Below are 4731 nucleotides of genomic sequence, written 5' to 3'. Positions count from 1 at the left end.
AGCAATTTTTTTCTTTTTCAAATGTAATTTTACGTCTAAATTCGTTTTCTTCATGACAACTATTTTATAAATTTACTAATAATCAAACACTTATAAATACACAGAAACTATACTTCAACTACGTTTTTACTATAAAAACACAATTTTATACCGATCGGTATATTTTTTATTATATTTGACCTATGATTGGAAAAGCTGAAAAAACTGCTACTTATATTATAGAAACTGTCGCACCTATTTTTAATAAAAATGGATATGCGGCAACAAGCATTTCTGACATTACCAATGCTACAGGTTTGACAAAAGGCGCCATTTACGGAAACTTTAAGAACAAAGAAGAATTGGCAATAGCTGCGTTTAAATTCATGGTAAAAAGTTTAATGAGGGAGATTGTGAAGCACATGGACAAAAGCGATTCTCCGATTGAAAAACTATTATTAATTTCTGATTTTTATCGAAATTACTATCTATATACCAACAAAATGGGCGGTTGTCCAATTTTAAATGTCGGCGTGGACGCGAACAATCAAAATACATTATTATTACAAAACGTACGCACTATTATTCAGCGTATTCAAGACCAATTGGCTACCATTATTGAAGATGGAATTGAACAAGGTGAAATTAGTACTGACGTCAATGCTATGGCTGCCGCAAAACGAATTGACACGATGATTCAAGGTGCAATTTTTATGGCATATACAATGGATGACGATTATTATATTCAAGATACCATGAATCAAATTGATACAATGATTGACACCGAATTAAGAGCATAAAACTATTTTTTTAACTAAAAATATACCGATTGGTATATTTTAAAACAACTCAAAATGAAACAATTACCAAAAATTTTAGCCAGTAAAACCAAAATCAGATTCCAAGATTGCGATCCGTTAAATCACCTCAACAATAGTAAATATTTAGATTACCTCATCAATGCAAGAGAAGATCAACTTATTGAACATTACGATTTGGATATTTTTGAAAATGCCAAGAAAACTGGAACAACTTGGGTTGTAGGTTCACATCAAATTGCCTACGTTCGTCCTGCAAATGTGATGGAAATTGTTACTATTGAATCGCAATTACTTCACTACAGCAAAAAACAATTATTGGTAGAAATTCGCATGTATAACGAAACAAAAACGGAGCTAAAAGCAGTATTATGGAGTTCGTTTGTCCATTTCAATGTTTTAAATGGAAAAGCGCACGAGCACAATGCACATTTTATCGCTTTATTTGAAAACGTACAGCTTCCTGTAGCAGAAACTAATTTTAACGAACGTGTAAAAAGTTTACGAATGATGACCGTTTCGTGATAATTATCAGTTTTGACAGCTTCCTTTTTAAGTATATTTACAGCAAAACTGAAAGTTTCATGGATATAAACCGCTATATAGATCACACATTACTAAAATCAACCGCGACTATTGCAGACATTGAACAGCTCTGTAATGAAGCAGAAACACACAATTTTTTCTCTGTTTGCGTACACAGTTGTCATGTAAAACTGGCAAAAGAACGCTTATATACCAACAGAACGGTAAAAGTATGCTGTGTTATCGGTTTTCCGCTTGGCGCGATGAGTACAGAAGCGAAAATAGCTGAATTGCAACAAGCAAAACTCGATGGCGCTACTGAGTTTGACATGGTCATCAATATTGGTTGGTTAAAATCTGGACGAGAAGATTTAGTCGAAGAAGAAATCAGGCAACTAAAATTTGCAGCTAGTAATTCGCTCTTAAAAGTTATTATTGAAACCTGTTACTTATCGGGTGAAGAAATTATAAAAGCTTCTCAACTTGCCGTTGCAGCTGGTGCTGATTTCGTAAAAACATCTACAGGTTTTGGTACAGGCGGCGCAACTTTAGAAGCGATCGATCTTATGAGAAAAGCCGTAAACGGAAAAGCAAAACTAAAAGCTTCTGGCGGAATTCGCGATTTAAAAACTGCAAAAGCATATATAGATGCTGGAGTTTCACGTATTGGAACTTCCAACGGAATTGCGATTGTTACAGGAACTTCATCACAAAATACCTATTAATTATGAGTATACACATCAATGCAAAAAAAGGAGCTATTGCGCCCACGGTTTTACTTCCTGGCGATCCTATGCGTGCCAAATGGATTGCTGAAACATTTTTAGAAAATCCAGTACAATATAATGACGTTCGTGGCATGTTTGGCTACACAGGAACTTTTCAAGGAAAACCTGTTTCTGTGCAAGGTACAGGAATGGGCGCGCCATCAATTTCAATCTACGTACATGAATTAATTAATGAATACGATATACAAAAACTAATTAGAGTTGGAAGTGCTGGTTCGTACCAAAAAGACGTAAATATTCGTGATATTGTAGTGGCAATGTCTGCTTCTTCAAACAGTTGCATGAATAATTTACCGTTTCAGGGAGAAAACTTTGCACCAACCGCTCATGCGGAATTATTTATGGATGCGATTGTCGCGGCGAAAGAAAAAAACATTCCTGTAAAAGCTGGAAATATCTTAACGAGTGATATTTTTTATCAAGAAGATCCAAATTATTATAAAAAATGGGCAAAGTATGGTGTTTTATGTGTTGAAATGGAAACTGCTGCCTTATATACAATTGCTGCGCGTTTTCAAGTAAAAGCATTATCTTTACTCACAATATCGGATAGTTTGGTAACAGATGAAACCACAACTTCCGATGAACGTGCGCAAACTTTCAAAGAAATGATCGAAATTGCACTGGCTATTAGTTAATAAAAAAACACAAACACCTAATGAAAAAAAATATCATATTTGTACTGAGTTTATTCTTAGTCGTAAATTGCTTTGCGCAAGAAAAAAAAGAAATTACAACAGCTTCTGACACTGATACTTCTGTATATTATTTAATTCGTCATGCAGAAAAAGATCGTTCTGACAAAAGCAATAAAAATCCAGAGTTAACAAAACAAGGACACAACAGAGCTACATATTGGGCAGATGTATTTAAAAAAGTACCTTTTGACGCAGTGTATTCAACAAATTATAACAGAACGCTTCAAACAGCAAAACCAACAGCAGATTCGCATGAGTTGGAAATAAAGACATATAATCCTTTTGGCGTAAAAATGAATAAATTTTTAAAAGAAACCAAAGGACAAACCGTTTTAATCGTGGGACATAGCAATACAACTCCTGCATTTGTAAATCGATTGATTAACAAGGAAACTTATGAAAATATTGATGACAATAATAATGGAAACTTATACATTGTTACCATTTCTGGTGAATCGAAAACTGTCCAATTATTGACCGTTAATTAAGCGAATCATCCGCAAAAAAATACAAAAGCCGTCTCATTCACACGAAATGAGATGGCTTTTTTCTTGATTTTATTTAAAAAAATGTAAAAACTATATTGGACAACGATCTGCTACCCTTGTTACATTACACCAACATGATGTTTGCGTTGGTGGCGGACAACCGTGTCCTCCTTTTAATTGGTCTGCATTTAAATTTGTAATAGACTCTTTTCTAAGCATTAACGAACTTAATTTTTGCATTTTCATAATTATATATTTTTGGTTTATAATGATTTAAAAGTAGTTTTCTTCCCATTAAATATCAAGCATTGCTATTGCTGTTTTATAAAACCGTTCTGTTTATTTTATATAACAAATACTATAATTTTCGTACGAATTTAAATTAAGTTAGATAACTAAAATAACAAGTCAAAAGCTGTAAAACTATGTATGTTTTCAAAAAAAGAGGATTTCAAAATCATAAAATCAGATTTCAAAAATTAAAACAGTCTCTTATATAAAATGTAAAATCTATTACAAATTCTAGTGAAATGGCTATATTTGCGTCCATTTATGCAAAAAAACATCAACATACAAAACAAAAAGGCACGCTTTCAATACGAAATTTTAGATAAGTATACGGCGGGAATTGTCCTCTCTGGAACGGAAATAAAATCCATTCGATTGAGCAAAGCGTCTATTGCCGAAAGTTTCTGCGAATTCAACGAACGCGGCGAACTTTTTGTGGTGAATATGTATATTGAAGAATATGCTTTTGGAACGCATTACAATCATCAGCCAAGAAGTACACGTAAACTTTTATTAAATAAAAAAGAATTGCGTGGTTTAAGCAAACAAGTAAAAAACTCTGGATTAACCATTGTTCCTTTGCGTTTATTCTTAAATGAAAAAGGATTGGCTAAATTATCAATTGCACTTGCAAAAGGTAAAAAGATTCACGACAAACGTGAAACGATGAAAGATCGCGACAACAAGCGTGAATTGGATCGTGTTAAGAAAAACTTCCGTTAGGTTTCTACTATTTACTATGTGCATCATGTTGTTTTAACATGATGCTATTATGGAATTTGTAAAACGTGTTTTTTCGCGTCATCTTAAATCTAGAATGTTATAAGCTCAGTATCTTATTAATTAACGTCAGTTCGACGTAAAAAGTCTTTATTCTACACATAATTCAATAATAATCAAACACTTGTCAGTTCGAGCGCAGTCGAGAACACTTACAAAACTACGATTTCGATTGAATCTCGACTGCGCTCGATTTGACACTTGCAGTAAGTTGCTGATATATATATCAAAATAATTATATCGAACTCACGTTAATTATTTTACTATTTTTATTCCTGCGTGGTTACTGAACATATTGAAGTGTAGGCAGGAATCTATTTTACCACGAATTCACGAATTATTTTACTTTACTGAACGTTCTTGCTGA

The 4731-nt window shown here is 33.2% G+C and carries 7 protein-coding genes; 6 read left to right on the top strand and 1 reads right to left on the bottom strand.

The annotated features are described in order from the left end of the window. Positions 1-182: 182 nt before the first annotated feature. The 5 genes from AB8B65_RS10670 to AB8B65_RS10650 are packed head-to-tail and all read left to right on the top strand — an operon-like array spanning position 183 to position 3296. Entirely contained in the window at positions 183-779 is a 597-nt protein-coding gene (locus AB8B65_RS10670) for a TetR/AcrR family transcriptional regulator (RefSeq protein ID WP_405300968.1), read from the top strand. A 54-nt stretch (positions 780-833) separates the two neighbouring features. Further along, positions 834-1322, top strand: coding sequence for an acyl-CoA thioesterase (locus AB8B65_RS10665; protein ID WP_405300967.1), 489 nt, complete (start codon positions 834-836; stop codon positions 1320-1322). 59 nt (positions 1323-1381) lie between these two features. Then, positions 1382-2047, top strand: coding sequence for a deoxyribose-phosphate aldolase (gene deoC / locus AB8B65_RS10660; RefSeq protein WP_405300966.1), 666 nt, complete (start codon positions 1382-1384; stop codon positions 2045-2047). A gap of 2 nt (positions 2048-2049) precedes the next feature. Next, positions 2050-2748 carry a purine-nucleoside phosphorylase gene (deoD, locus tag AB8B65_RS10655; protein ID WP_405300965.1) on the top strand — a complete coding sequence of 233 codons (699 nt, stop codon included), beginning with the start codon at positions 2050-2052 and terminating at the stop codon, positions 2746-2748. A 20-nt stretch (positions 2749-2768) separates the two neighbouring features. Further along, on the top strand, positions 2769-3296 hold the full coding sequence (locus AB8B65_RS10650; protein WP_405300964.1) for a SixA phosphatase family protein: 528 nt from the start codon (positions 2769-2771) through the stop codon (positions 3294-3296). Positions 3297-3386: 90 nt separating this feature from the next. Here AB8B65_RS10650 and AB8B65_RS10645 read toward each other — a convergent pair whose 3' ends face one another. Further along, positions 3387-3542, bottom strand: a complete 156-nt coding sequence (locus AB8B65_RS10645; protein WP_405300963.1) for a class I lanthipeptide — start codon at positions 3540-3542, stop codon at positions 3387-3389. A gap of 306 nt (positions 3543-3848) precedes the next feature. Here AB8B65_RS10645 and smpB point away from each other — a divergent pair, with 306 nt between their 5' ends. Then, complete coding sequence (gene smpB, locus AB8B65_RS10640) at positions 3849-4307, top strand: SsrA-binding protein SmpB (protein WP_405300962.1); 459 nt, start codon at positions 3849-3851, stop codon at positions 4305-4307. Positions 4308-4731 lie beyond the last annotated feature (424 nt).

It is taken from the genome of Kordia sp. (assembly GCF_045105435.1).
Taxonomy (GTDB): domain Bacteria; phylum Bacteroidota; class Bacteroidia; order Flavobacteriales; family Flavobacteriaceae; genus Kordia.
Note: the sequence above shows the minus strand (reverse complement) of the source record. Positions and strands in the feature narration are given on the sequence as shown.

Bases quoted from the DNA above. Each gene is read 5' to 3' on its own strand.
- smpB (WP_405300962.1), top strand. From the start codon at position 3,849: ATGCAAAAAAACATCAACATACAAAACAAAAAGGCACGCTTTCAATAC.
- AB8B65_RS10645 (WP_405300963.1), bottom strand. From the start codon at position 3,542: ATGAAAATGCAAAAATTAAGTTCGTTAATGCTTAGAAAAGAGTCTATT.
- AB8B65_RS10665 (WP_405300967.1), top strand. From the start codon at position 834: ATGAAACAATTACCAAAAATTTTAGCCAGTAAAACCAAAATCAGATTC.
- deoC (WP_405300966.1), top strand. From the start codon at position 1,382: ATGGATATAAACCGCTATATAGATCACACATTACTAAAATCAACCGCG.
- AB8B65_RS10650 (WP_405300964.1), top strand. From the start codon at position 2,769: ATGAAAAAAAATATCATATTTGTACTGAGTTTATTCTTAGTCGTAAAT.
- deoD (WP_405300965.1), top strand. From the start codon at position 2,050: ATGAGTATACACATCAATGCAAAAAAAGGAGCTATTGCGCCCACGGTT.
- AB8B65_RS10670 (WP_405300968.1), top strand. From the start codon at position 183: ATGATTGGAAAAGCTGAAAAAACTGCTACTTATATTATAGAAACTGTC.